This window comes from Xanthomonas sp. 1678, assembly GCF_031455575.1.
Taxonomy (GTDB): Bacteria; Pseudomonadota; Gammaproteobacteria; order Xanthomonadales; family Xanthomonadaceae; genus Xanthomonas_A.
Window position 1 is genome coordinate 44410 of the sequence record NZ_JAVDSZ010000016.1, and the last position, 22115, is coordinate 66524.

Consider the following 22115-nt stretch of genomic DNA (forward strand, 5'->3'; position numbering starts at 1 on the left):
CTTCTTCCCTAGCGCCGCTCGCGGCGCGGAGCCTTCGCGCATGAGTTTCAGCCCCAGCTCGCCGCATGCACATCCCGCGCGCGCTCCGCATCTGCTGGTGCAGGCGCGCGACGGCATGCTGCCGGTGCTGGGGCAGGCGTTCGCCGCCGCGCTGGCGCATTTCGACGACGTGCTGTTCGATCGCGCCGAGAGCGCCGGCGCCTCGCAGCTGCTGTTCCTGGACGGCATGCGCGAGCTGCGCCGCCGCCGCGAGGAGATCGCCGCGCGCTTCCGCGCGCAGCTGGACCAGGCCTGGCAGGCGCTGGAAGCCGGCACGCCGCTGTCGGCGGAAGTGGCGCTGGCCGGCTACGGCCAGGGCCTGAGCCTGGTGTCGGAAAGCGAACTGGAATCGCGGCTGGCGGTGCGCAACCTGGCCAGCGTGCTGCTGCGCGAATGGAAGCCGGTGCTCAGCCGCATCGATCGCCGCCTGGGCTGGATCGCCGGCGGCCTGGAACTGGACGCCGACACCAATCCGGTCGGCCCCGAACACGTCGGCGTCGCGGTGCATGCCGCGTTCTCCACCAGCGACCTGGCCCCGGAAGTGCGGCTGGTGCTGATCAAGCTGTGCGAGCGCGACCTCACCGCCGGCATCGGCAAGCTCTACCAGCAACTGGACGACAGCCTGGCGCAGGCCGGGGTCATGCCGGAGATCTCGCGGCCACGGCCGCCACCGCCGCCGCGGCGTGCACCGGCACCGGAAGAGCGCCAGGTGCGCAACGACAGTGCCGGCACCGGCGAGGACGGCGGTCCCGGCGGCGAGGCGGGCGAGTACGACGAACACTACGCGCCGGCCTGGGCCAGCCGCTTCGTCAATCGCTGGGCCGAGAGCCGCGGCCGCCTGCAGGCCGGCGAAGGCTACGCCGAGGCCGGCGCCAACCTGCCCGGCGGCAGCCAGGGCGTGTTGCTGGAGGCCTTGCACGAATTGCTGCAGCAGACCCGCAGCGTGCGCGAGAGCGCCACCTCGGCGGCGACCGCCGCGGTCGGCCAGCAGCGGCCGCTGAGCCAGCGCGAGATGATTTCGGTGCTGTCGCTGCTGCAGGCCACGCCCAGCGCCACGCTGCGCGCGGCGATCGGCGACGACGGCGAATCGCTGGCGCAGCGGTTGAAGAGCGAAGTGCTGTCCAACGCCACCCAGTTCGGCGTGGATCCGGCGCATGCGCGGCTGGATCCGGTCGACGAGGATGCGATCGACCTGGTCGGCATGCTGTTCGACGTGATGCTCGACGAACGCGACCTGGAAGGCCGCTCGCGCGAGCTGATCGGGCGCCTGGTGGTGCCGTTCGTCAAGGTCGCGCTGCTGGACCGGCGCATGTTCGTGCAGAAGACCCATCCGGCGCGGCGCCTGCTCAATTCGCTGGCCGAGGCCTGCGAAGGCAATACCGGCGAGAGTCCGGCCGAACGCGTACTGATGGGCAAGGTCGAGGAAATCGTCGAGCGGCTGGTCGCCGAGTTCAACGAGAACCTGGCGATCTTCCTGACCCTGGAAGAGGAATTTCGCGATTTCCTGGGCCAGCACCGGCGCCGCATCGAGATCGCCGAGCGCCGCGCCGCGGAGACCCAGCGCGGGCAGGAGAAGCTGGAACTGGCGCGGCAGCGCGCCGAGGCCGAACTGCAGGTGCGGCTGCAGGGCCTGCAATTGCCGCAGGCGCTGGAGGACTTCCTGCGCCAGCCGTGGCAGCACCACCTGACCATGGCCATGCTGCGCGAAGGCGAGGAAGGCGCGGGCGTGCGCGATGCGCTGGCGCTGGCCGACGGCGTGCTCGAGGAAGCGGCCGAGGCGCGCCGGCACATCGTCGGCAAGCCCTGGCTGCAGGCCTGGCAAGGGCCGCTGCAGAAGGTGTTCGCCAGCGTCGGCCTGCATGCCGAGGCCGCCGCCGCGGCGATCAACGTGCTGCACGACACGCTGCAGGGCGTGGCCGAAGTGCGTCCGGAACTGGAGCGCCCGCTGCCGGAACTGCCGCAGGTGGCCTTGCCGCAACCGCCCGTGCAGGAGGCGCAGTCGGTGGAGGTCGCCGCCGCGGAGAAGATCGAGGACTACGACAACGCCGACGCCGACCGCTTCCGCTCGATGCCGATCGGCACCTGGCTGGACTTCATCGACCGCGACGGCAAGGTGCAGACCGGCAAGCTGTCGTGGGTGAGCCCGATCTCGGCGCGGCTGCTGTTCGTCAACCGCCGCGGCGTGCGCTTCTGCGTGGCCTCGCCGGAGGAGCTGGCGGTGATGGTGCGGCTGGGCCGGCTGCGCAGCCACGTCAACGACGGCGCCTTCGACAGCGCGATGCAGGGCGTCATCGACCGCCTCGATCCGCAGAACGCGACTTTGCACTGAGGGGCCTGTTGCCTCCACCAACGGTGACGGTGGGGGCGGCGATTTCATGTGGGAGCGACTCTGGGTGGCCTCGGGCCATCAGTCGCGACGGGCTTTCCCGGCGATGCGTCGCGACCGATGGCCGAGGCCACCCAGAGTCGCTCCCACAAGGTGGATCCTTCCCCCCTTACCCGCCTGCGCACCCGGCGCGCGACTGCCCAGGACGCGCAGCCGGCCGGCCTGGCGCTGCCATCGCTGCGCGGACCCTGTAGCATCGGCGCCGACTAAGGCGGGCAACCCACGGGGAATCGCATGGCAGTGCAGGTGCTGGTGGTGAAGGAATCGGCGCACGGCGAACGCCGCGTGGCGGCGACGCCGGAGACGGTGAAGAAGCTCGGCGCGCTCGGCGCGCAGGTGCACGTCGAGCCCGGCGCCGGCGCGTCGGCCGGTTTCGTCGATGCGGCCTATCTGGCGGCCGGCGCGCAGCTCGCCGATGCCGCGACCCCGGCGCAGGCCGACCTGGTGCTGTGCGTGCAGCCGTTGCCGGTCGCGGCGCTGAACCAGCTCAAGCCCGCCGCAGGCGTGGTCGGCATCCTGCAGCCGCAGGCCGATCCGGCGCGCGCAGAGGCGATGCAGGCGCGCGAACTGGTCGCCTTCCCGCTGGAGCGGCTGCCGCGCACCACGCGTGCCCAGGCGATGGACGTGCTCAGCTCGCAGGCCGGCATGGCCGGCTACAAGGCCACCCTGATCGCCGCGCAGCTGGCGCCGCGCTTCTTCCCGATGCTGACCACCGCCGCCGGCACCATCCGCCCGTCCAAGGTGCTGATCGTCGGCGCCGGCGTCGCCGGCCTGCAGGCCATCGCCACCGCCAAGCGCCTGGGCGCGCAGGTCGAGGGTTTCGACGTGCGCCCGGAGACGCGCGAGCAGATCGAGTCGCTGGGCGGCAAGTTCCTCGACCTGGGCGTCAGCGCCGCGGGCGAGGGCGGCTACGCGCGGCAACTGACCGAGGAGGAGCGCGCCGAGCAGCAGCGGCGCCTGGCCGATCACCTGAAGGGCATCGACGTGGTGGTGTGCACCGCCGCGGTGCCCGGGCGGCCGGCACCGAAGATCCTCAGCGCGGCGATGGTCGAGGGCATGAAGCCGGGCAGCGTGGTGGTGGACCTGGCCGCCGAGACCGGCGGCAACTGCGAACTGACCCGCCCCGGCGAAACCATCGAGCACGGCGGCGTGGTCGTCGCCGGCCCGCTCGACCTGGCCAGCATGGGCGCCGTGCACGCCAGCGAGATGTACGCGCGCAACGTCTACAACTTCGTCGCGCTGTTCCTGAAGGACGGCGCGATCGCTTACGACTGGGACGACGAGCTGCTGGCCAAGACGCGCTGGACCGGCTGATCGGGATGCGGCGGCCGCAGTCGGGCGTGGCAGGCGCTGCCGGAGTGTCTTCGTCAGCAACCTACTAGCCGACGGCAAATACCTGTGGGAGCGACTTCAGTCGCGACGGGCTCTACCGGTAACGCCCGTCGCGACTGAAGTCGCTCCTACAACTGGCCCCAGCAGCACGCTCCTGGGCGAAACCGTTGGGTCGTCAGGCTTGTGTATTTCCGACCCGGACGATGGTGCGATGTCGCGGTTTTAATCGCGACGGATTCGATCGGCGACGGCCCTTGTTCGCTCGGTCGTCCTCGTCGCGGCTGATGCCCGGGATCACCCGTCGGTCGCAGCGACAGCTTGCAAACGGCTCCGAAAAACGCTGCGGTCGCCTCGATACGCTCGCAGGACGCTCACCTCGAACCCGGCGCAGGTCTGGCGTCGGGGCCGGCGTTGGCCTTGATCCAGGCGTCGCGCTGCTGCGGGGTCATCGCTTCCCAGCGATCGCGCAGCGCCTTGCGCTGCTCCGGCGGCAACGCGCGCATGCGTTCGAACAGCACGCGCGCCTCTTCGCGCTGCTGCGGGCTCATGTCCTCGTAGCGGCGGGCGCCCTTGCGCGCGCGCTCGCGCTGCTCGGGCGTCATTGCCTGCCAGCGTTGCGCGTGTTCGAACATCCGGCGCCGCTGCTGCGGCGCATCGTTCCAGCGCTGGCGCATCGGCGCGATCAGCAGCTCGCGCTGTTGCGCGCTCAGGTGCTCCCAGTCCGGCAGCGGCGGCCGCGTGTCGGCTTCTTCATCCGGAGGCGGCGGTGGCGGTGGCGGCGCGGCGAAGGCCGCCAGCGGGGCGCCGGCCAGCAGGGCCAGCGCCAGGGACATGCGGATCAGGCGGTTCATCGTGTTCATTCCATCGCCAGCGAGGTATCGGAGCCCAGCCACAGGTACAGGTCGGGATTTTCTTCGAGCAGGCCGGCCACGGCGTCGTCGCCATCGCCTTGCGCGGTGGCGCCGGCGGGCAGCGCAGCCGCCGCGGGAGCGCTGGCGACGCTCGCCACCGGCAGCGACGGGGGCAGTGTCGGACGCAGCAGCAGGTGCATGCCGAACGCAGCGCCGAGCACCGCCGGCGCCGCCGCCAGCAGCCAGCCCCAGCGCCGCGGCGTGGCGGCGTGGCGGCGGGCGGCGTCGTGGCGCGCGGCGCGCAGCTGCGCCAGGGTCTGCGCCGGCAGGGCCTGCAGCGAGGCCTGGTGCGCGCGTCGCATCTGCGCATCGAACGCGGCGGAAGGGGGGGTGTCGGGTTTCACCGGATGTCCTCCAGGTGTTTCTGCAACGCCTCGCGGGCGCGCGACAGGTGGGTTTTGACCGAGCCTTCGGAGCAGCCCATCGCGCGCGCGGTGGTGGCCACGTCCAGCTCCTCGAGCACGCGCAGGGTGAAGGCTTCGCGCTGTCGCGCCGGCAACGCGCGCAGTGCCGTCACCAGCCGCGCATGGGTCTGCCGCTGCTCGTGGCGTTGTGCCGGGCTCGGCCCTTCGTCGGCCCAGTCCGGTTGGCTGTCCTCGCTGCGCTCGCTGGTGGGCGCCCAGAAGCGCAGGCGGAAGCCGCGGCGGCGCTGCAGGTCGATGATGCGCCGGCGCAGGATGCTCCAGAACAGCGGCGTCCATTCCTGCGCCGGCCGCTCCCGATAGGCGAGCAGCTTGATCATCGCGTCCTGCACCGCATCCAGCGCGTCCTCGCGCTGGCGCAGCCCGGCCTCGGCGAAGCGGAACGCGCGTGGGCCGATCTCGGCCAGGAACGCGTCCAGCGACACCGGCAGCGGACGCGTCGCGTCGTCGGTCTGCGGATCGGTCGATGAGGGGTCGAGGGTGGGCGTGCTCACCAGCACAGCTTAGCTTCCTGGCGCGGGGATACCGTGGATAACGCTTGGCCGCCGTCGCGGTTGACCGGCGCCGGACCGCGCGCCTTAAACTGGAGGCGCACAGCTGTCGCCCATGGATTCAGCACGCGGTTATGATTGCGACGGTCGGGCGCGGCGCCCGGGAGAGCGAGAATGAGCGACGGGTTCGTGGCGTTGTACATCTTCATGCTGGCGGCCATCGCCGGACATGTGATCATCTCGCGGGTGCCGGTGATCCTGCACACCCCGCTGATGTCCGGTTCCAACTTCATCCACGGCATCGTGCTGATCGGCGCGATGGTGGTGCTCGGCCACGCCGACACCACGCTGGAGAAGGCGGTGGGCTTCCTCGCCGTGCTGCTCGGCGCCGGCAATGCCGCCGGCGGCTACGTGGTCACCGAGCGCATGCTGGAGATGTTCAAGAGTTCGAAGAAGCCCGGAGACAAGCCATGAGCTCGGCGCGGCCGCTGGGGCCCAGGGCGTGGTTCCAGATGCTGAGCTACCTGCAGTACCCGGCGATGGTCGCCGCCGCCATCTACGCCGCCAGGCCGCTGTTCAACGGCATGGCCGGCGTGTTCGACGACTGGAACTACGCGCTGCTGTATGCCGGTGTCGGTGTCGGCCTGTCGTCGCTGCAGGATCCCACCCGCACACAGAACAAGATCTCGCATTCGATCTGGCAGGACCCGCGCAAGGGGCGCCTGGCGCTGTGGCTGCTCTCGATCGAGGCGCTGGTGCCGATCGTGATCGGCCTGGTCGGCGCCTACCTGGCGAGTTCCACGCCGCTGAACCAGTTGTCGCTGGGTCTGGTCGCTTTCGGCCTGGGCATGGTGGGGCTGCTGAAGACCGCCATCGAGATGTTCGAGCACCATCGCCTGGACCGCGCGCGCGATCCGGCGGACATGCTGATCGGGGGGCACGCATGAGCACGACCGAAGCACTGTCCTGGCTGGTGAAGGCCAGCTACCTGGTGGCCGCCACGCTGTTCCTGCTCGGCCTGCAGCGCATGGCTTCGCCGAAGACCGCGCGCAGCGGCATCCATTGGGCCGGGTTCGGCATGCTGCTGGCGACCGCCGCCACCTTCTTCCTGCCTGGCCTGCACAACCTGACCCTGATCCTGCTGGCGCTGGTGATCGGCACCGGCGCGGCGTGGATCTCGGCCAAGAAGGTCGCCATCACCGACATGCCGCAGATGGTCGCGCTGTACAACGGCATGGGCGGCGGCTCGGCGGCGGCGATCGGGGCGGTGGAACTGCTGCGCTTCTCGTTCCTGGCGCACCGCGACACCTCGCACTGGAGCGAGAGCGCGATCGCCGCGCTGGCCGCGCGCCAGCCCGATGCGACCACGCTGGCGCTGGCCATCGTCGGCTCGGCGATCGGCGCGATCTCGCTGTCCGGCTCGATCATCGCCTGGGCCAAGCTCGACGGGCGGCTGGACAAGCGCGTGACCTTCCCCGGCCAGCAGGCGTTCAACCTGCTGGTGTTCGTGGCGATGCTGGGCCTGGGCGCGTGGGCGGCGATCGGCCTAAGCCCGGTGGCGATCGTGGCCTTCTTCGCGGTCGCGCTGGCGCTGGGCGTGCTGATGACGCTGCCGATCGGCGGTGCCGACATGCCGGTGGTGATCTCGCTGTACAACGCCTTCACCGGCCTGGCGGTGGCCTTCGAAGGCTACGTGCTCGGCAACGAGGCGCTGATCATCGCCGGCATGATGGTCGGCGCGGCCGGCATCCTGCTGACCCGGCTGATGGCCAAGGCGATGAATCGGCCGATCAGCGGCGTGCTGTTCTCCAACTTCGGCGGCGGCGGCCAGGCGCAGGAGATCAGCGGCGCGCAGAAGCCGATCGAGGCCGGCGACGTGGCGGCGATGATGGCCTACGCCGAGCGCGTGGTGATCGTGCCCGGCTACGGCATGGCGGTGGCGCAGGCCCAGCACAAGATCTGGGAGCTGGCGCAGCGGCTGATCGAGCGCGGGGTCAAGGTCAAGTTCGCGATCCACCCGGTGGCCGGGCGCATGCCCGGGCACATGAACGTGCTGCTGGCCGAGGCCGGCGTGCCCTACGACCTGATCGCCGACATGGACGACATCAACCCCGAGTTCCCCAGCACCGACGTGTCGCTGGTGATCGGCGCCAACGACGTGGTCAATCCGGTGGCCAAGACCGATCCGGCCAGCCCGATCTTCGGCATGCCGATCCTGGACGTGGTCAATTCCAAGAACGTCATCGTGATCAAGCGCGGCAAGGGCACCGGTTTCGCCGGCATCGAGAACGCGCTGTTTTACGCCGACAACACGCGCATGCTGTACGGCGACGGTGCCGAGGCGGCCGGCGCGCTGGTCAGCGAACTGAAGGCGCTGGACGGCGGGCATTGAGCTCGTGCTGGCGACCGATGCTTGGCCGCTCCGGCCGGGTGTCGGTCGCGGCTGAAGCCGCTCCTACAGGGGGGCGGGAGCACTGACTGTAGGGGCGGCTTCAGCCGCGACCACTACTCTCAGCGCGCGCTGAAATACGCCACGACCAGGCCGATGCCCAGCCACAGCACGTCGCCGGGGCGGTTGGCCAGCACGGTCAGCGTCCACGCGTAGCGCGCGCCCATCTTCAGCGACGAATCCCACGGATCCAGGCCCAGTCCCGCGCCCATGTGCGCGGCGGCGATGCCCCAGTTGGCGGCGGCGATGACCAGCGCGGTGGCCAGCACCGCCACGGCGATGCGCAGCTTGCCGCGCGGCAGCGTGCCCAGGCGCAGCATCCACGCGATCTCCAGCGCTACCGGCACCGCCATCCAGCCGGCCTGATGGCCCAGGCTCAAGGCGACCAGCATCCAGGCGATCAGGGCGGTGAAGCAGCCCAGGCACAGCAGCAAGGGCCATAGCCAGTGCGTGGTCCTGGCCGGCATGGAGGAGGGCGGCATGCGATGTTCCCGAAGAATCCGCACAGGATACCCTCCGGCACGCACCCCGCGCACTCGGATAAACTGGGCGACTTGCACCGGCGGGGCCTGCCCCCATATCGCCCCCATGTACTCACGCAGCAGCGAACCAGTCCAATTCGAACGCGATTGCGCGGCGGTCATGGTGCCGCAGGGCGACGCGGTGACCCTGCCGGCCGGCAGCTACGGCTATATCACCCAGGCGCTGGGCGGCAGCTACACGGTGTTCGTGGAGGGCAACCTGTTCCGCATCGCCGGCAAGGACGGCGACGCGATCGGCAAGGAACCGCCGCCAGGCCTGGACCTGCCCGAAGGCGCCAGCGACGAGCAGGTCGAGGCGCTGATCTGGCAGCAGCTGCGCACCTGCTTCGATCCGGAGATCCCGTTCAACATCGTCGATCTGGGCCTGGTCTACGAGGTCGGCGTGCAGCCGCGCGAGGACGGCCAGCGCCTGGTCGAGGTCAAGATGACGCTGACCGCGCCGGGCTGCGGCATGGGCGAGATCCTGGTCGACGACGTGCGCAGCAAGCTGGAGCTGATCCCGACCATCGCCGAGGCCGATGTCGAGCTGGTGTTCGATCCGCCGTGGGGCCGGCATATGATGTCCGAGGCCGCGCGCCTGGAAACCGGCATGCTCTGACCCGCGCGACTGCGCGACCTGGGGCCGGGACAAGGCGCCGCCGCTGCGCTCGGATAATGCAGCGGCACGGCCGTCCCTCGACTACCACAGGAAACCCCCGGTGTCCGCTACCGAGCCGTCTTCGCAGTTCCGCCTGATCCCGTCCACGACCGCACGCAGCGCCGATGCGCGCGCGCAGATCCTCGCCGCGCCGGGCTTCGGCAACTACTTCACCGACCACATGGTCGCCATCGAATGGGATCGCGAGCAGGGCTGGCACGACGCCCAGGTACGGCCCTACGGTCCGCTGGCGCTGGATCCGGCCGCCTCGGTGCTGCACTACGGCCAGGAGATCTTCGAGGGCATCAAGGCCTACCGCCATGCAGACGGCTCGATCTGGACCTTCCGCCCCGAGGCCAACGGCAAGCGCCTGCAGCGCTCGGCGCAGCGCCTGGCGCTGCCGGACCTGCCGGTGGAGCTGTTCGTCGAATCGCTGCGCCAGCTGATCGCGGTCGATGCCGCGTGGGTGCCGTCGGCACCGGAGACCAGCCTGTACTTCCGTCCCTTCATGATCGCCAACGAGGCGTTCCTGGGCGTGCGCGCGGCGCAGAAGGCCGGCTACTACGTCATCGCCAGCCCGGCCGGCGCCTACTTCGCCAAGGGTGTGGCGCCGGTGGCGATCTGGCTGTCCACCGACTACGCGCGTGCGGCCAAGGGCGGCACCGGCGCGGCCAAGTGCGGTGGCAACTACGCCGCCTCGCTGCTGCCGCAGCAGCAGGCGCAGGCGCAGGGCTGCTCGCAGGTGCTGTTTCTGGACCCGGTCGAGGGCAAGTACCTGGAAGAGCTGGGCGGCATGAACGTGTTCCTGGTGATGCGCGACGGCAGCCTGGTCACCCCGGCGCTGTCCGGCAGCATCCTCGAGGGCATCACCCGCGACAGCATCCTGCAGCTGGCGCGCGATCGCGGCATGCAGGTGGTCGAGCGCCAGGTGACCATCGACGAGTGGCGCGACGGCGTGGTCTCCGGCGAGATCGCCGAGATCTTCGCCTGCGGCACCGCCGCGGTGGTGACCCCGATCGGGCAGCTGAAGGGCAAGGATTTCGCGGTCGGCGACCTGACCGCGCCGGCCGGCGCGGTGACCCTGTCGCTGCGCCAGGAACTGACCGACATCCAGTACGGCCGCGTGCCCGACCGCCACGGTTGGCTGGTGCGCCTGGACGGCTGAGCGGTACGTGCCGATGCCGCCGCGATGCTGCCGCGGCATCGGCCCTTGGAGCCGGTGAAACCGTCGCCGATGCGCGGCGGTCCTGCCCGCCATTCGTTCTTCGCTGCCATTGGATCGCCGCAACCACGCGCTGCCGGCAGGTCGCCAGCGCCTGCAGGCGTAGCGCCATGCGCGGCCGTTGCACGCTAACCAGTCCTGACCGCGCCTACTTCAGCGCCTGCCGACCGATGTCCTGCCTTGGTCGCAGCGTGTCATTCCATGTCTCTTGCGTGACGCCGGCGTGGCGCAGTGCAGCGCCGAGTGCGGAATGGTCAGCTGAACGCAGTTGATGGTCGTCACGGAACGGCATTTTGGACGACGCATTTCCTAGTGGTAGGCCTCCATACGCCATTGTATTGACCGGCGCAATTGACTAGGTTCGATGAACGGACGGCAACAGGGGGCTGGTCCGGCCTCTCGGCTTGATGCTGCGTTCAGCCGTCGTCGAACGCATCGTCGTCGAACTATCGCCGCTTCGCGGCCATTCAACGATAAGGAAGTTCCGATGACCGATATTTCGCAACGTCGTTCGCGTCAGCGCACGTGGCTGGTGGTGGTGGGTGCGTCGGCGCTGAGTTCGCTGCTGTTGGCGACCCCGGCCTTCGCCGGCGAGGTCAACCTGTCCGGGCTGTCCTCCGAACCCACCCTGCAGCGTTTCATCGTCAAGTACCGCGATGGCAGCACCGAACTGGCGGCGCCGGCGTCGCTGCAGCGCGCGCTCTCCTCCGCCGCGACCGCGGTGCCGGCCAAGAGCGGCCGCGCGCTCGGCCTGACCTCGCTGCGGCGCCTGGCGATCGGCCCGGAAGTGGTCAAGGCCAACCGGGTGCTCGACGCCAAGGAAGCCGAGATGCTGATGCGCCGGCTCGCCGCCGACCCGAACGTGGAGTACGTCGAGCTCGACCGGATCATGACCGCGACGCTGACCCCGAACGACCCCAGCCTGTCCTCGCAGTGGGCCTTCGGCACCGGCACCGCCGGCATCAACGTGCGCCCGGCCTGGGACCAGGCCACCGGCAGCGGCGTGGTGGTGGCGGTGATCGACACCGGCATCACCAACCATGCCGATCTCAACGCCAACATCCTGCCCGGCTACGACTTCATCAGCGACACCTTCGTCTCGCGCGACGGCGACGGCCGCGACGCCAACCCGGCCGACGAGGGCGACTGGAACCCGGTGGCCAACGAGTGCTACAGCGGCTCGCCGGTGACCAATTCCAGCTGGCACGGCACCCACGTGGCCGGCACCGTCGCCGCGCAGACCAACAACGCGGTCGGCGTGGCCGGCACCGCGTTCGGCGCCAAGGTGCTGCCGGTGCGCGTGCTGGGCCGCTGCGGCGGCTACACCTCCGACATCGCCGATGCGATCGTCTGGGCCTCCGGCGGCACGGTCAGCGGGGTGCCGGCCAACACCACCCCGGCCGAGGTGATCAACATGTCGCTCGGCGGCGGCGGCACCTGCTCGGCCACCTACCAGAACGCGATCAACGGCGCGGTCGGCCGCGGCACCACGGTGGTGGTGGCGGCCGGCAACAGCGGCGCGAACGTGTCCGGCTCGGTGCCGGCGAACTGCGCCAACGTGATCGCGGTGGCGGCCACCACCTCCTCGCGCGCCAAGGCCAGCTATTCGAACTACGGCACCGGCATCGACATCTCCGCACCGGGGTCGAGCATCCTGTCCACGCTCAATTCCGGCACCACCACGCCGGGCAGCGCCAGCTACGCGTCCTACAACGGCACCTCGATGGCGGCCCCGCACGTGGCCGGCGTAGTCGCGCTGATGCAGTCGGTCGCGCCGTCGCCGCTGACCCCGGCGCAGGTCGAGACGACGATCAAGAACACCGCCGCCAGCTTCTCGTGCTCGCAGGGCTGCGGCGCCGGCCTGCTCGACGCCAATGCCGCGGTGACCGCGGCGCTGGGCGGCGGCGGTCCCGGCCCCGGTCCCGGCAACCAGTTGCAGGACGGGGTGCCGGTCACCGGGCTGGGCGCGAGCAGCGGCGCCGAGCTGAACTACACCGTGGTAGTGCCGAGCGGGGCCAGTTCGCTGAGCGTCACCATCGCCGGCGGAAGCGGCGATGCCGACCTGTACGTGCGCCTGGGCAGCGCGCCGACCGACACCACCTACGGCTGCCGTCCGTACCTCAACGGCAACAACGAGACCTGCACCTTCAACGCGCCCAGCGCCGGCACGTACTACGTGCGGGTCAAGGCGTACAGCACGTTCTCGGGCGTGACCCTGACCGCGAACTACTGATCCGCCCGCTGCGCGGCGGCCATCGCGGCCGCCGCGCAAGCGCCGCATGTCCCCGAACGGAATCGGCGGCCTGCAGCGTTCGAGACAGATAGGAAGATGCGATTGCCCGCGCCCCGGCGCGGGTTTTTTTTGCCTCGCTTGCCGAGACGCCGACGCCGACGCCGACGCCGGCACCTGCGCCAGGCGCATCGGCCTGCATCGGTATGCAAGGAAGGTTGCGGTGTCAACGGACCTGGCCGGCATCGCGGAGATCAGTAGGCGATGCGGCTCCCGCGCGCGCGCGTCACTCGCACAGATCGCAGGCGCGCGCCTGCAACACGTCCAGTATCTGCCCGGCATCGATCTCCAGCAGCAGGCCGCGCTGCCCGGCGTTGAACCACAGGCTGCCCGCAGCGAGCGCCGACTGCTCGATCAGCACCGGTGCCTGCCGCTGCTGGCCCAGCGGGCTGATGCCGCCGACCTTGTAGCCGGTGCGGCGCTCGGCCTCGGCCACCTCCATCATCCGTGCCGATTTGCCGGCACCGGCCGCGGCGAGCTTCTTCAGCTGCACGCGGCGATCGGACGGAACCACCACGCACACCGCACTGCTGTCGACCCACGCCATCAGGCTCTTCAGCACCCGCGCCGGCGGCAGGCCGAGCGCCTGCGCCGCCTGCAGGCCCTTCGCGCCGGCCTCGGCTTCGTAGTCGTAGGGATGCAAGGTGTAGGCGACGCCGGCGGCGTCCAGCGCCCGGGTTGCGCGGGTGGCCTTGGACATGGCGGCTCAGACGGGTTCGAAGCGATTCGCGGCCACGTTCTTGCGCACCTTCTGCGGGTCCCAGATCTGCCCGTTCATGGCGATGTAGACACCGGCCGGCAGCGACTGCACCGCGCCGACCGCGCAGCCGATGTTGAATTCCGCGTCCGAGCCGCGGAACCGCGCCGGATTCAGCGCGCCGGTCATCACGATGGTCTTGTCCGGGATGGTCTGCAGCACCTTGCCGGTCTGCACCATCGAGTCGGTGCCGTGGGTCAGCAGCACGTGGCGCGCGGACTGCGCGGCGACGGTGGCGCGGATCAGTTCGCGGTCTTCGTCGGTGATGTGCAGCGAGTCCTTGCGGATGATCGGGATCACGGTGAAGCGGAAGGTCACGCCCAGTTCCTTGAGGATCTGGCCGATCTGCGGATCGCCGATCTGGTAGTCGGACTTGTCGTCGAAGTAGATCTTGTCGATCGTGCCGCCGGTGGTGACGATCAGGAGTTCTTCCATTGCCGGTTCCTAGAGCATGACGGGGCGCCGCCGTGGCCGCGCAGGCCGCCATGATAGCGGCAGCCCGGCGGCCGCCGTTCAGGGCTTGTCGTCGCCGGCCGCCACCGCGCCGCGCTTGCGCGCGAAGCGCGCGCGAATGCCCGGCGCACTGGACAGGCCGATCGCCAGCAGCGCCAGCAGCAGTTCGGCCCAGGCGTAGGCGCGCTGCGGCGGATGGCTCCAGGCCGCCATCACCCCGTGGCTGAACCAGAACAGCCCGAACACGCCGGCCCAGAAGCGCGCCACCGCCGAGCCGCGCAGCACGCCGATCGCCATCAGCAGCGGCGGCAGCGCGAACACCAGCATCGCGGCGAGACGGTGGCGGTCGTCGTGGAACCAGGCCGCGTACAGCAGCGCCAGGACCAGCAGCGTCGCCCCCAGCGCGTAGCGCAGGCGTGCCGCGCTCACGGCGCCGCCAGGCGTTGCGCGATGCCGGCCAGGCGCCGCCCCAGCGCGCGCGCCAGCTGCGCTTCCTCTTCGCTGGGCTGCGGATCGTCGTCGGCGCCGGCGACGTGGCTGGCGCCGTACGGCGTGCCGCCGCTGCGGGTGCTGCTGAGCAGCGGCTCGGTATAGGGAATGCCGACGATCACGCAGCCGTGGTGCAGCAGCGGCAGGTGCATCGACAGCAGGGTCGCTTCCTGGCCGCCGTGCAGCGATGCGGTCGAGGTGAACACCGCCGCCGGCTTGCCGGCCAGGGTGGCGCTGGCCCATTCGGCGCCGAGGCCGTCGATGAAGTGTTTGACCGGCGCGGCCATGTTGCCGAAGCGGGTGGGGCTGCCCAGCGCCAGGCCGACGCAGTCGCGCAGGTCGCTGGCGTCCACGTACGGCGCACCGCTGTCGGGCACCGGCGGCGCGCTGGCCTGGGTGACCGCGGCCACCGGCGGCACGGTGCGCAGGCGCGCGGCCATGCCGGGCACCTCGCCGACGCCGCGCGCGATCTGCCGCGCCAGGCGCGCCACCGAACCGCCACGGCTGTAGTACAGGACCAGGATCTCGGCCATGCGGCCCTCGCTTGCTTGCACCAGAACGGCCGCCAGTATCGGCGATGCCGGCGCCTGCGCGCATCGGGTACCCTTGCCCGATGCAGCCTTTGGACACGGTCAATCTCTGGACGGAGCGGGTACGCGACCGCGCGCGGATGCGCAGCTTCGCCAGTTTCCTGTGGCACCGCTTCCTCGACGACCGCCTGTTTCAGGCCGCCGCCTCGCTGGCCTACACCACGATCTTCGCGCTGGTGCCGCTGGCGATGGTGGTGTTCGGCGTGCTGTCGGCGTTCCCGGTGTTCGACGAATGGAGCGACAAGCTCAGCGACTACATCTTCTCCAACTTCGTGCCGGCGGCGGCGCGTTCGGTGGAAGCCTATCTGCGCCAGTTCTCGGCCAGCGCCGGGCAGCTGACCAGCGCCGGCACGATCGCGCTGATGGTGTCGCTGCTGATCACCTTGAACAGCGTCGAGCAGACCTTCAACCGGATCTGGCGGGTGGTCTCGGCGCGGCCGCGGCTGACCCGCTTCCTGGTGTACTGGACGGTGATGACCCTGGGCGCGCTGCTGGCCGCGGCGTCGCTGGCGGCGTCGGCGCGGTTCTTCGCGCTGCCGCTGTTCCGCACCAGCGAAGGCCGACTGCTGGCGCAGATGGCGCTGGGCCTGGCGCCGGTGCTGATCGAGTTCGCCTGCATCACTCTGGTGTACCGGGTGGTGCCGCACCACACGGTCAAGCTGCGCCACGCGGTGCCGGGCGCGCTGCTGGCGGTGGCCCTGCTGGAACTGGTGAAGGGCGGATTGAGCCTGTACCTGGGCAGCTTCCAGTCCTACCAGCGCATCTACGGCACGGTCGCGTTCGTGCCGATCTTCCTGCTGTGGACCTATCTGAGCTGGATCGCGATCCTGCTCGGCGCCTCGCTGGCCTCCTCGATCGCGGCGTTCCGCTATCAGCCGGCGTCGATGCGGCTGCCGGCCGGCTACGAGATCTACGCCTTGCTGCGCCTGCTCGGGCGTTTTGCGCAGGCGCGCAAGGACGGCCACGGCCTGCAGGAAGACCAGATCCTGCAGCTGGAACCGATGCTGACCGATTCGCTGGTGCAGGAGTTGCTGTGCGAGCTGGAGCGCATCCGCCTGCTCAACCGTGCCGAGCAGGGCGAATGGCTGCTGGCGCGCGACCTGGCCGACGTGCCGCTGACCGAACTCTACGAAAACTGCCAGCTGCGCATCCCCATCGCCGAAGCCTACCTGCCGTGCCGCGACGACGCGCTGGGGCAGGCGGCGTGGCGCGCGCTGGATGAGTTGCGCATGCCGCTGCGCGACGTGCTGAAACGGCGCGTCGGCGATCTTTACACCGATATCGGAGACCTCGCATGACCCCGCGCATCCTGTTCCCGTTGTTCGCCGCCGCCGCGCTGCTGGCCGGCTGCGATCGCCATCCGGCGCCCGCCGATGGCGCCGCGCCGGCCGCCTCAGCTCCGGCCGCGCCGGTGCCGCCCCCCGCGCCGACGGCAGCGGCTGCGCCCGCCGACGGCGCCGCGCCGCAGGTCGTGCAGGAAACCCGGCCGCACCCGACGCTGAAGATGAAGGCGGTGGACGGCAGCGACTACGACCTGGCCGCGCATCGCGGCAAATGGGTGGTGGTGAATTTCTGGGCCACCTGGTGCGCGCCGTGCCTGAAGGAGATGCCGGAGCTGTCGGCATTGCACGTGATGCGCGACAACATCGAAGTGGTGGGCCTGGCCTACGAGGACATCGAGCCGGCGGAGATGCAGGCGTTCCTGAAGGAGCACCCGGTGGCCTACCCGGTGGTCATCGTCGACACCTACGCGCCGCCGGCCGACTTCGCCACCCCGCGCGGGTTGCCGATGACCTACCTGATCGCCCCGGACGGCAAGCTGGCCAAGCAGTTCCTGGGCCCGGTCAACGCGCACGACATCGAAGCGGCGATCGCCGCGGCGGGCGGCCCGGCGCCCGGCCAGGCGAAAGCCGCGCGCTGATGGCGGCGGCGCGTTTCCTGGTGTCCGGCCGGGTGCAGGGCGTGTACTTCCGCGCCTCCACCCGCGAGCGTGCGCAGGCGCTGGGGCTGGACGGGCAGGCACGCAACCTGGCCGACGGCCGCGTCGAAGTGATTGCCGCCGGCGAGGCTGCGGCGCTGGAGGCGCTGGCCGACTGGCTGCAGCACGGCCCGCCGGCGGCGCGGGTCGCGCAGGTGTCGCGCGAGCCATGGCCGGAGCCGGTGGCGGCGGGCTTCGCGATCGGCTGACATCGCGGAAATCTTGGCGGCTCGCTGTGGGAGGGACTTCAGTCCCGACGAGGCCTTACCGGTAGCGCGTCGGGACTGAAGTCCCTCCCACACAACCGCATGCCGCCACAGAAAGAGTATCGATCCGGCCGCGCCCTTGCGGAGACGTTCGGTCGCGGCTGAAGCCGCTCCTACAGAAAAGCGTTGCACCGTCAGCTGCGGGCTGCACCATCGAATCCCGAATCCCGAGTCCCCAAGCCCAGGCCTCACACCGGATACGACGCAACCGGCTGCAGCACGCCGAACGTCTCCTTGCGCGGCTTGTGCTTCAGTGGCGGCAGCGCCAGGCCCGGCTCCTGCAGCGGCGTGTCGGGCAATTGGTCGAGCAGGTGCCGGATCAGGGTCAGGCGGCCGCGTTTCTGATCGTTGAAATTGACCAGCGTCCACGGCCCATGTTCGCTGTGGGTGGCGTCCAGCATCGCCTCGCGGGCGCGGGTGTAGTGGGCGTACTGGGCGCGCGACTGCAGGTCCACCGGCGACAGCTTCCAGCCCTTCAGCGGGTCGTGCAGGCGCTCGGCGAAGCGTTTCTCCTGCTGGTCCTGGTCCACGCACAGCCAGTACTTGAACAGGCGGATGCCGTCGTCGACCAGCAAGCGCTCGAACAGCGGCGCCTGGCGCAGGAATGCGTGGTATTGCGCATCGTTGCAATAGCCCATGACCCGCTCCACGCCGGCGCGGTTGTACCAGCTGCGGTCCATCAGCACGATCTCGCCGGCGGCCGGCAGGTGCGTGGCGTAGCGCTGGAAATACCACTGCGTGCTTTCGCGGTCGGTCGGCTTGGGCAGTGCCACCACCCGGCACTGGCGCGGGTTCAGATGTTCGGCGATGGCCTGGATCGCGCCGCCCTTGCCGGCGGTGTCGCGGCCCTCGAACAGCACCAGCACGCGTTCGCCGCTGTGCTGCAGCGCCTGCGCCAGCGCCGCCAACTCCAGTTGCAACGGCTGCATCAGCGCTTGGTAGTGCTTGCGTTTGAGCTTGCTCATTTGCTGCGCCTGGCGCGGGTGCCGGCCATGCTCCGCGCCACTTCCAGCAGCGCGCCCTGTTGGCGGCTGTCGAGGGCGCGGTAGGCCTGCAACAGATCGTGCTCGCCGCGGGTGCGGGCCGGGTCGAGCTGGCTGGCCAGTTCGCCGAGCAGGGCGCCGGCGGGAACGCCGAAGGCGCGCGCCAGCGCGTTGAGCTGGTCGCGGCCGGGCATCTTCTCGCCGGCCAGCCAGGCCTTGACCGTGGCCGCGCCGGCGCGCGGGATGGCGGCGGCGATGTCCGCCGCGGTCATGCCGCTGGCCTTGGCCAGCAGGCGCAGGGTGGTGTCCAGGGGCATGCGCGGTTCCAGGTCATTCCTTCAGGCGGGGACGCAGCGTCGCCAGGTTGCACGGCTTGGTGCGCGCGTCGAGTTGCGCGGCGACGATCCGTTCCCAGGCGGTGCGGCAGGCCGAGGTCGAGCCGGGCAGGCAGAACACGAAGGTGGCGTTGGCCAGGCCGGCGAAGGCGCGCGACTGCAGCGAGGAGGTGCCGATCTCGTCGAAGCTGATCGCACGGAACAGTTCGCCGAAACCGGGCATCTGCTTGTCCAGCAGCGGCAGCAGCGCTTCGGGGGTGGAGTCGCGGCCGGTGAAGCCGGTGCCGCCGGTGACCAGGATTCCGTCGACCTGCGGGTCGGCGATCCACGCCGAGACCACCGCGCGCATCCGGTAGCGGTCGTCGGGCAGCAGCTCGCGCGCGTACAGGCGGTGGCCGGCCTCGCCGAGCACCGACACCAGGTAGTCGCCCGAGCTGTCCTCGGCCAGGCTGCGCGTGTCCGAGACGGTCAGCACGCACAGGTTCAATGCAATGAAATCGGCTTTGGCGCTCATGCCGGCAGCCTAGCGGCTCGCCCGGTCGGCGTACAGCCTGCCGCGGCGGATCGGCGCGGGTCGTGCAGCGCAGGTTGGGGAAGAGGTCGGGGGGAGGGTGGTGCGGCGTTGGCTTGCGCCCGGCATCGGCCAGCCATGTCGGTGCTGGTGCATGCGTGTCGCGGCAGCATGCGTGTACGTTGCGTTACAGCGTCTTGCCGGAGACGTCTGCGGGTCGGGTCGCAGATTCGCCGTGCGAGGCGTGGGGTCCGCCTACTTGTCGGTGCCGGGCTTGAGTTAGCTGTTGTCTGCGTTCCGCGCGCGGATCGGCGTCTTGCCGTGTTTCGCCAATGCGAATGGGGTGTTCGCAATGATCGACCGCGCGCGTCCTGTCGAGCAGGCGCGAGCCGGTCGCGAGCGCGATGCCGCTTCAGGCGTGTCCATGCGCAGGCTGCGCCAGGCCGCCGGGCAGGGCCAGCGCGCGCGGCCGGTAGTGAGTCACGCGCGCTGCGGGATGGGAGGCCAGCGGGAGCCGCTCGGGTTCGCGCTGCAGCGCGCGCCGCTGCGCCGCTGCGCTGCTCCATTCGGCATAGTCGAGCAGGCCGCGGCCGTCGTCGGACAAATGCAGGTGCGAGGCGATCAGGCCGCGCAGCGCATGCGCGCCGTCCTGCAGCGCGGCGAACGCCGCATCGGCGTGGCGCTGCGCCTGCGCCGCATCGCGGGTCGCAAGCCTGGTCACCACGACGCAGCCGGGCAGGCGTTGCGGATCGGACACCCCGCTGCGGATGCGCCGGTAGCGGTGTAGCGTCAGCCGCGGCGCACGCGGGTGCCAGTCGCGGCCGAACGGCGTGGCGCCGTCGCCGCATTGCGCGTACAGCAGGTCCGGCGCTGCGCTCAGCGATTCCAGCCAGGCCAGGGCATGCAGGTCACCGCCAGGGGCACCGCGCAATCGCGCGAGCAGCGTTGCGCAGACCGGCGCCGAGGCGTGGGCGACCAGCACGCTGCGGGCATGCGGGGAGGTGAGATCGGGCGACAGGCGTGCGGGCATCGGGGCGTGCGCGAGTGGAAGGCGCGCAGTGTCGAACCTCGACCATGCTTGAGGTCAAGCGTGTGTCCGCAGGGGGTGCATCGCAGCAGGTCGTGGCGATGTGGGCGTTGCGAGGGGCGGTCGGCCGCCTTTGCGCCGCGACGGGGCATGCGGCGACCAACGGCTGTGTTGCGCCTGGGTGTGTGTGGGTGCGGATGCCGACACCGACACGCAGGATCCGCTGTACTGCACGCTGCGTCGGATATCGCTGGCGAGCGATCGGCGACTAGTGCGGCCCGTCCCAGCCATGCCGACGCGCCGTGTCGCGCAACAGCGCGGCGAAGTCCGCGGCGAAGCCGTGCATGTCGAACAGGCCGGCGCCGGCGCGGCGCTGCTGCAGGGTGTCGCGCAATGCGCGCAGCGCGGCAGGGTCGCGGCCCAACTGCACGGCCTTGGCGACGAAGGCGGCGTCGTCGGCGACGTTCATCTCGTCCATGCCCAGGTGGTGATTGAGGCTGCCGGCCACGCGCGCGGCGAAGGTCGTGCCGGGGCAGGTCAGCAGCGGACAGCCGGCCCACAGCGCATCGGAGGCGGTGGTGTGGGCGTTGTACGGATGCGTGTCCAGGAACAGGTCGGCATGCCGGTAGCGGGCCAGGTAGTCGGCGTGCGCCAGCTTGGGCATGAAGCGCAGCCGCGCCGGATCCACCTCGCCGCGCCGCGCGGCCTCGCGCAGCCGCGCGTCGGCCTGGCCGGGACCGGACAGCAGCCACAGCACGCTGTCCGGCACCTGGCGCAGCACCGCCAGCATGCGCGTCATGCTGCGCGGGGTCAGCTTGTAGCTGTTGTTGAAGCAGCAGAACACGGTGCCATCCTCCGGCAGCCCGCACGCGCGGCGCGAGGGCGGGGCCTCGACGCGGCGGCTGTCGTCCGACGGCTGGAACGCGCGCGGCAGGCGCAGCATGCGCTCGCTGTAGTGTGCGGCCAGCGCGTCGGGCAGCGTGAACGCGTCGCCGACGACGTAGTCGATCCACGGCGCGCCGGACGTGCCCGGATAGGCCAGCCAGTTGATCTGCAGCGGCGCCGGACGCAGCGCCAGCACTTCCGGCGTGCCGCCGCCGCCCCAGCCGCGCAGGTCGAACAGCAGGTCGATGCCGGCATCGCGGATGCGCTGCGCGATCGCCCGGTGCGGCTGCCCGGCCACGTCGTGCCAGACGTGCGCCGCGGCCTGCAGGCGCGCGCGGATCGCGCTGCCGTCGTCGCGGTTCGACGCGAACAGCTGCACCTGCAGATCGGCGTGCGCGCGCAGCCGTTCGAACAGGGCCACGGTCAGCAATCCGGTGGGATGCGCGCCGAAGCCGTTGGACAGGAAGCCAACTTGCAATGGGCCGGCGCGGCGCAGCGCCGCCGCCGGCAACGGCGCCAGCGTCTGCGCCAATGCAAGCGCACGGTTGCGCGCGCAATGCAGCTGTTCTCCGGCAGTGGCGTCCTCGTTGAGGAACGCGAACGGTTCGATCGCCGGATGGCCCTGGCGCACGGCGGCGCGCACCTGCTGCGACAGCGCGTTCAGTTCGCGCCAGTCGCACAGCTTGCGCCGCCAGTTCAGCAGGTGCGCGGCGATCGACGGTTCCTGCGGCAGCAGCGCATGTGCATGGGCGTAGGCGTGCGCGGCGGCTTCGGCCTCGCCGTTGTCCTCCAGCGCATGGCCCAACCACAGGGCGATGCCCGGATGCTGCGGCGCATGCTGCAGCGCCTGGCGCAACGCGTCGGCGGCCTCGGCATGGCGGCCCTGGGTCCAGCGCACCCGGCCCAGCCGCGCCAGCGCTTCGGGATGCGCCGGGCGCAGCTGCAACGCGCGCATAGCAGCCTGCTCGCCGGTGGCGACCGCGCCGGCGCCGAGTTCGGCGTCGGCCAGCATCAGCCAGGCGATGAAATCCAGCGGGTCGCGGCGCACCGCGGCCTGCAGCTGGCGCAGTTCGTCCAGCACGCTGCCGCTCACGCGCGCACGGCGGCCTGCGCGTGCGCA

At 70.8% G+C, this 22115-nt stretch carries 24 protein-coding genes; 11 read left to right on the forward strand and 13 right to left on the reverse strand.

Annotated elements, in window-relative coordinates; all coding sequences use genetic code 11:
• Positions 1-40: 40 nt before the first annotated feature.
• Entirely contained in the window at positions 41-2368 is a 2328-nt protein-coding gene (locus J2Y70_RS20780; RefSeq protein WP_309922019.1) for a DUF1631 domain-containing protein, read from the forward strand.
• Positions 2369-2659: 291 nt separating this feature from the next.
• Positions 2660-3739 carry an NAD(P) transhydrogenase subunit alpha gene (locus tag J2Y70_RS20785; RefSeq protein WP_263397379.1) on the forward strand — a complete coding sequence of 360 codons (1080 nt, stop codon included), beginning with the start codon at positions 2660-2662 and terminating at the stop codon, positions 3737-3739.
• A 389-nt stretch (positions 3740-4128) separates the two neighbouring features.
• Here the strand turns inward: J2Y70_RS20785 and J2Y70_RS20790 are convergent, their stop codons facing one another.
• The 3 genes from J2Y70_RS20790 to J2Y70_RS20800 are packed head-to-tail and all read right to left on the reverse strand — an operon-like array spanning position 4129 to position 5521.
• Complete coding sequence (locus J2Y70_RS20790) at positions 4129-4608, reverse strand: DUF3106 domain-containing protein (protein ID WP_263397380.1); 480 nt, start codon at positions 4606-4608, stop codon at positions 4129-4131.
• A 5-nt stretch (positions 4609-4613) separates the two neighbouring features.
• A complete protein-coding gene (locus J2Y70_RS20795) occupies positions 4614-4970 on the reverse strand; it encodes a hypothetical protein (RefSeq protein ID WP_309922093.1) in 357 nt (118 codons plus the stop codon).
• Between the two features lie 38 nt (positions 4971-5008).
• Positions 5009-5521 carry an RNA polymerase sigma factor gene (locus tag J2Y70_RS20800; RefSeq protein ID WP_309922095.1) on the reverse strand — a complete coding sequence of 171 codons (513 nt, stop codon included), beginning with the start codon at positions 5519-5521 and terminating at the stop codon, positions 5009-5011.
• Positions 5522-5755: 234 nt separating this feature from the next.
• Between J2Y70_RS20800 and J2Y70_RS20805 the strand changes: the two genes are divergently transcribed.
• Genes J2Y70_RS20805 through J2Y70_RS20815 form a run of 3 tightly spaced genes read left to right on the forward strand, consistent with a single transcriptional unit; the run spans position 5756 to position 7973 of the window.
• A complete protein-coding gene (locus J2Y70_RS20805) occupies positions 5756-6055 on the forward strand; it encodes an NAD(P) transhydrogenase subunit alpha (RefSeq protein ID WP_145705660.1) in 300 nt (99 codons plus the stop codon).
• Positions 6052-6528 carry a hypothetical protein gene (locus J2Y70_RS20810; protein ID WP_263397382.1) on the forward strand — a complete coding sequence of 159 codons (477 nt, stop codon included), beginning with the start codon at positions 6052-6054 and terminating at the stop codon, positions 6526-6528. Before J2Y70_RS20805 ends, J2Y70_RS20810 begins: the two co-directional genes overlap by 4 nt.
• On the forward strand, positions 6525-7973 hold the full coding sequence (locus J2Y70_RS20815) for an NAD(P)(+) transhydrogenase (Re/Si-specific) subunit beta (RefSeq protein ID WP_309922026.1): 1449 nt from the start codon (positions 6525-6527) through the stop codon (positions 7971-7973). The genes J2Y70_RS20810 and J2Y70_RS20815 overlap by 4 nt, the downstream gene beginning before the upstream one ends.
• 119 nt (positions 7974-8092) lie before the next feature.
• Here J2Y70_RS20815 and J2Y70_RS20820 read toward each other — a convergent pair whose 3' ends face one another.
• Complete coding sequence (locus J2Y70_RS20820; protein ID WP_263397384.1) at positions 8093-8512, reverse strand: hypothetical protein; 420 nt, start codon at positions 8510-8512, stop codon at positions 8093-8095.
• 106 nt (positions 8513-8618) lie between these two features.
• On the opposite strand from J2Y70_RS20820, the gene sufT reads away from it, so the two are divergent.
• The 3 genes from sufT to J2Y70_RS20835 all read left to right on the forward strand — a co-directional run bounded on the left by sufT (position 8619) and on the right by J2Y70_RS20835 (position 12664).
• Entirely contained in the window at positions 8619-9170 is a 552-nt protein-coding gene (gene sufT, locus J2Y70_RS20825) for a putative Fe-S cluster assembly protein SufT (protein ID WP_064539496.1), read from the forward strand.
• Positions 9171-9270: 100 nt separating this feature from the next.
• A complete protein-coding gene (locus tag J2Y70_RS20830) occupies positions 9271-10374 on the forward strand; it encodes a branched-chain amino acid aminotransferase (protein ID WP_309922031.1) in 1104 nt (367 codons plus the stop codon).
• A gap of 544 nt (positions 10375-10918) precedes the next feature.
• Positions 10919-12664, forward strand: coding sequence for a S8 family peptidase (locus tag J2Y70_RS20835; RefSeq protein ID WP_309922034.1), 1746 nt, complete (start codon positions 10919-10921; stop codon positions 12662-12664).
• A gap of 283 nt (positions 12665-12947) precedes the next feature.
• On the opposite strand, the gene ybaK is transcribed toward J2Y70_RS20835, so the two are convergent.
• The 4 genes from ybaK to wrbA all read right to left on the reverse strand — a co-directional run bounded on the left by ybaK (position 12948) and on the right by wrbA (position 14953).
• Positions 12948-13421, reverse strand: a complete 474-nt coding sequence (gene ybaK, locus J2Y70_RS20840; protein ID WP_309922038.1) for a Cys-tRNA(Pro) deacylase — start codon at positions 13419-13421, stop codon at positions 12948-12950.
• 6 nt (positions 13422-13427) lie between these two features.
• Positions 13428-13913: an asparaginase domain-containing protein gene (locus J2Y70_RS20845; RefSeq protein WP_179568138.1), complete on the reverse strand. Its 486-nt coding sequence runs from the start codon at positions 13911-13913 to the stop codon at positions 13428-13430.
• A gap of 78 nt (positions 13914-13991) precedes the next feature.
• On the reverse strand, positions 13992-14360 hold the full coding sequence (locus J2Y70_RS20850; RefSeq protein WP_309922043.1) for a DUF2069 domain-containing protein: 369 nt from the start codon (positions 14358-14360) through the stop codon (positions 13992-13994).
• Positions 14357-14953, reverse strand: a complete 597-nt coding sequence (gene wrbA / locus J2Y70_RS20855; protein ID WP_003472251.1) for an NAD(P)H:quinone oxidoreductase — start codon at positions 14951-14953, stop codon at positions 14357-14359. The genes J2Y70_RS20850 and wrbA overlap by 4 nt, the downstream gene beginning before the upstream one ends.
• 80 nt (positions 14954-15033) lie before the next feature.
• Between wrbA and J2Y70_RS20860 the strand changes: the two genes are divergently transcribed.
• Genes J2Y70_RS20860 through J2Y70_RS20870 form a run of 3 tightly spaced genes read left to right on the forward strand, consistent with a single transcriptional unit; the run spans position 15034 to position 17197 of the window.
• Positions 15034-16308, forward strand: a complete 1275-nt coding sequence (locus J2Y70_RS20860) for a YihY family inner membrane protein (RefSeq protein ID WP_263397389.1) — start codon at positions 15034-15036, stop codon at positions 16306-16308.
• Positions 16305-16931 carry a TlpA disulfide reductase family protein gene (locus J2Y70_RS20865; protein WP_309922048.1) on the forward strand — a complete coding sequence of 209 codons (627 nt, stop codon included), beginning with the start codon at positions 16305-16307 and terminating at the stop codon, positions 16929-16931. Before J2Y70_RS20860 ends, J2Y70_RS20865 begins: the two co-directional genes overlap by 4 nt.
• Positions 16931-17197, forward strand: coding sequence for an acylphosphatase (locus J2Y70_RS20870; protein WP_309922050.1), 267 nt, complete (start codon positions 16931-16933; stop codon positions 17195-17197). Before J2Y70_RS20865 ends, J2Y70_RS20870 begins: the two co-directional genes overlap by 1 nt.
• Positions 17198-17442: 245 nt before the next feature.
• On the opposite strand, the gene ppk2 is transcribed toward J2Y70_RS20870, so the two are convergent.
• The 5 genes from ppk2 to J2Y70_RS20895 all read right to left on the reverse strand — a co-directional run bounded on the left by ppk2 (position 17443) and on the right by J2Y70_RS20895 (position 22088).
• Entirely contained in the window at positions 17443-18219 is a 777-nt protein-coding gene (gene ppk2 / locus J2Y70_RS20875) for a polyphosphate kinase 2 (protein WP_309922054.1), read from the reverse strand.
• A complete protein-coding gene (locus tag J2Y70_RS20880) occupies positions 18216-18554 on the reverse strand; it encodes a helix-turn-helix domain-containing protein (RefSeq protein WP_309922055.1) in 339 nt (112 codons plus the stop codon). The genes ppk2 and J2Y70_RS20880 overlap by 4 nt, the downstream gene beginning before the upstream one ends.
• A 13-nt stretch (positions 18555-18567) precedes the next feature.
• Positions 18568-19086 (reverse strand): molybdenum cofactor biosynthesis protein B, encoded by a 519-nt coding sequence (gene moaB / locus J2Y70_RS20885; protein WP_263397393.1) that lies wholly within the window; start codon positions 19084-19086, stop codon positions 18568-18570.
• Positions 19087-19495: 409 nt separating this feature from the next.
• The gene (locus J2Y70_RS20890) at positions 19496-20113 is read right to left on the reverse strand and encodes an antibiotic biosynthesis monooxygenase (protein WP_309922061.1); all 618 of its coding nucleotides are present in this window, start codon (positions 20111-20113) and stop codon (positions 19496-19498) included.
• Between the two features lie 265 nt (positions 20114-20378).
• Positions 20379-22088 carry a tetratricopeptide repeat protein gene (locus J2Y70_RS20895; RefSeq protein ID WP_309922064.1) on the reverse strand — a complete coding sequence of 570 codons (1710 nt, stop codon included), beginning with the start codon at positions 22086-22088 and terminating at the stop codon, positions 20379-20381.
• Positions 22089-22115: the final 27 nt, after the last annotated feature.

Excerpts from the sequence above, each read along its gene's own strand:
- J2Y70_RS20870 (WP_309922050.1), top strand. The coding sequence starts at position 16,931 with ATGGCGGCGGCGCGTTTCCTGGTGTCCGGCCGGGTGCAGGGCGTGTAC.
- moaB (WP_263397393.1), bottom strand. The coding sequence starts at position 19,086 with ATGAGCGCCAAAGCCGATTTCATTGCATTGAACCTGTGCGTGCTGACC.
- J2Y70_RS20845 (WP_179568138.1), bottom strand. The coding sequence starts at position 13,913 with ATGGAAGAACTCCTGATCGTCACCACCGGCGGCACGATCGACAAGATC.
- J2Y70_RS20890 (WP_309922061.1), bottom strand. The coding sequence starts at position 20,113 with ATGCCCGCACGCCTGTCGCCCGATCTCACCTCCCCGCATGCCCGCAGC.
- J2Y70_RS20835 (WP_309922034.1), top strand. The coding sequence starts at position 10,919 with ATGACCGATATTTCGCAACGTCGTTCGCGTCAGCGCACGTGGCTGGTG.
- sufT (WP_064539496.1), top strand. The coding sequence starts at position 8,619 with ATGTACTCACGCAGCAGCGAACCAGTCCAATTCGAACGCGATTGCGCG.
- J2Y70_RS20860 (WP_263397389.1), top strand. The coding sequence starts at position 15,034 with ATGCAGCCTTTGGACACGGTCAATCTCTGGACGGAGCGGGTACGCGAC.
- J2Y70_RS20810 (WP_263397382.1), top strand. The coding sequence starts at position 6,052 with ATGAGCTCGGCGCGGCCGCTGGGGCCCAGGGCGTGGTTCCAGATGCTG.
- J2Y70_RS20785 (WP_263397379.1), top strand. The coding sequence starts at position 2,660 with ATGGCAGTGCAGGTGCTGGTGGTGAAGGAATCGGCGCACGGCGAACGC.
- J2Y70_RS20820 (WP_263397384.1), bottom strand. The coding sequence starts at position 8,512 with ATGCCGCCCTCCTCCATGCCGGCCAGGACCACGCACTGGCTATGGCCC.
- J2Y70_RS20805 (WP_145705660.1), top strand. The coding sequence starts at position 5,756 with ATGAGCGACGGGTTCGTGGCGTTGTACATCTTCATGCTGGCGGCCATC.
- J2Y70_RS20790 (WP_263397380.1), bottom strand. The coding sequence starts at position 4,608 with ATGAACCGCCTGATCCGCATGTCCCTGGCGCTGGCCCTGCTGGCCGGC.
- ybaK (WP_309922038.1), bottom strand. The coding sequence starts at position 13,421 with ATGTCCAAGGCCACCCGCGCAACCCGGGCGCTGGACGCCGCCGGCGTC.
- ppk2 (WP_309922054.1), bottom strand. The coding sequence starts at position 18,219 with ATGAGCAAGCTCAAACGCAAGCACTACCAAGCGCTGATGCAGCCGTTG.
- J2Y70_RS20795 (WP_309922093.1), bottom strand. The coding sequence starts at position 4,970 with ATGCGACGCGCGCACCAGGCCTCGCTGCAGGCCCTGCCGGCGCAGACC.
- J2Y70_RS20865 (WP_309922048.1), top strand. The coding sequence starts at position 16,305 with ATGACCCCGCGCATCCTGTTCCCGTTGTTCGCCGCCGCCGCGCTGCTG.
- J2Y70_RS20815 (WP_309922026.1), top strand. The coding sequence starts at position 6,525 with ATGAGCACGACCGAAGCACTGTCCTGGCTGGTGAAGGCCAGCTACCTG.
- wrbA (WP_003472251.1), bottom strand. The coding sequence starts at position 14,953 with ATGGCCGAGATCCTGGTCCTGTACTACAGCCGTGGCGGTTCGGTGGCG.
- J2Y70_RS20880 (WP_309922055.1), bottom strand. The coding sequence starts at position 18,554 with ATGCCCCTGGACACCACCCTGCGCCTGCTGGCCAAGGCCAGCGGCATG.
- J2Y70_RS20780 (WP_309922019.1), top strand. The coding sequence starts at position 41 with ATGAGTTTCAGCCCCAGCTCGCCGCATGCACATCCCGCGCGCGCTCCG.